The organism is Victivallis lenta, assembly GCF_009695545.1.
Classification (GTDB): domain Bacteria; phylum Verrucomicrobiota; class Lentisphaeria; order Victivallales; family Victivallaceae; genus Victivallis; species Victivallis lenta.
Genome location: NZ_VUNS01000070.1, coordinates 1 through 2,044, shown reverse-complemented (window position 1 = coordinate 2,044; position 2,044 = coordinate 1). Strand labels below are relative to the sequence as shown.

The window sequence follows — 2,044 nt, the reverse complement described above, 5'->3', positions numbered from 1 at the left end:
CGCTTTTTAGGACAGCTGATTTACAACAAAGGGGGGCTACTTTTGAGAATTGGTGTGAAATAGATGAAAATGAGGGGGCGTAATCAGAAAATTACGCCATTTTGAAAATTGTTAGGACAGGTGTGTATGAGTGCACGAAATGTTCAGAGAAAAAAGAAGAAACGTGTGGGCTGGAGACAGACCATCACATTTCACCTTCTCAAGCCTGGTCTCCGGGAACTTATACCGGCAATATAACGATATGGTGTTCGAACGCTCCTAATGATACGCGTTCTGGCAGCGCAACCATTGAGGTTCTTGAAAAATGTCCGAAATGTGATCAGTCCCCTTGTCAATGTTGTAAGCTTTGCAGATCGTATCCGTGTATTTGCTGCACGGTCTGTAATCGTCCTCCATGGGATTGCTATTGTTGCAGTGAGTGCAAAAAACCGAAGGATCAATGCATTTGTCTATGCCGCGGTTGTAATAATGCTAAGTCGGAATGTACATGCGGCATCCAAGATCCTCCTCCGGAGGAACCGCCGGAGCCGGAAGGCCCTGCAGAGGATGAAATTGAGGACGATGGCTCTGGTGGTTCTGCTCATCCACATAATTATAAAGCGGACGAAGTGCGTTGTAAGATATCGAGTCTGAATTCGGACGTCGTTCATTATTATACAGGTCCGGAAGATGTTAACCAATTGAGGCGGTTTCTGATTTCCTGTCCGATTGTAGTGGATGATTGCACAGTCATATACCGGTGTTCCAAAGACGGCTGTAATGCTTCCCGAAGAAAGTATCCATACCATCAAAACAAAAAGGAAGATGGAACCCCGATTCCGGACTCAGGTTTGGTTGTTGAACCATGTCCGATCTGTAGTGAAAATCTTGCTGATGCTTTTACCACGGATGGAGTCAGCACGTTTTGCATGAAAGTTAAATGTTCTTGTCCTAAAAATACGGATTACGCTTATATCAAAGTAAAAGTGGCAATTCCGCGGATTGACCTGGACATCGACAGCGATAATAATAACGGTTTAGGGATGCCGGACCGCTCACAGGCGGAAGAACTGGAGGAGGAGAAAAAAGATACGGTAGGTAAGCTTGTTCTTCTGAATGACTTCGATACGGATGGGGATGGCATTCCAGATTTTGCAGATGGTTACGATAACATAAATCTGGAACCGGAAGCGAATCAAAGAGGGGACAATGTCAGTGCCGATTTTGTACCGGTTGTGGTTTCCATCAGTTCAGGATTGGATCCCGCTAAGACCAAAGTTCGTTTTTCTTATCCAGCTTGTGATCCCGCCATTGTGTTCAAGCGAACAGTTGACGGTGTTATGGATTTTCTGCTTCCTCCCGAGGGTAATATTCGACTTTGGACAAAGAATGGTTCAACAGCTCGGGCAAAAGAAAGCATTGTCAAGGATTCCAGTCCGGGAGATTACATTCCCCCGGATGTGGATATCCCATTTGAGAAGTTGAATCCGAACGGCAATGTGGCAGTGATTTATTTGGAGGCTGTACAATCGTTTGGTGATGAGACGAATAAAGATCAGATATCGGTGGCATTTTCGGATTATAAAGATGTTCCGGCAGATTCGGTATTCTATTCCGTTTTGCGTCTTCGCATGGGAATAGATGGAAATCGAGACCAGGTAATTGACCTTTATAATCCGGCTGATCGTAGCGCTCTCTTTTGGCCCAATGACGACCGGGATACTCGTGCTTTCAGCAAAGATGGCTATGTAGAAGATGATCTGGATGGTTCGGAACGTGACTGTGACGATGACACGATAGGTACTTCAAAAGCCTGTATTCGCGACCTTGAGGATTTTACCAAGCTGCATATCGAAATCGACAGAAATGATTCCATATATAAAAATCCTGATTTGTCTTTACTCGTCAAATCTTCAGGAGTTACTGTTAATTTGTTTAAGGTTCATGACACTTTAAGCTTGTAAAATCAACAAGGTAAAGTATTGTGATTCATATGATTAACAAGTATATAATTCGTTCTCATATTTCTGAAGCCAAAACACGGGAGGTAATTCGCCTCTTCGCC

1 protein-coding gene is annotated in these 2,044 nt (G+C 44.0%); it reads left to right on the top strand.

Translation table 11 applies throughout. The features are described from left to right. Window positions 1-908 precede the first annotated feature (908 nt). On the top strand, window positions 909-1,943 hold the full coding sequence (locus tag FYJ85_RS22820) for a hypothetical protein (protein ID WP_154420985.1): 1,035 nt from the start codon (window positions 909-911) through the stop codon (window positions 1,941-1,943). The last annotated feature ends 101 nt before the right edge of the window (window positions 1,944-2,044 follow it).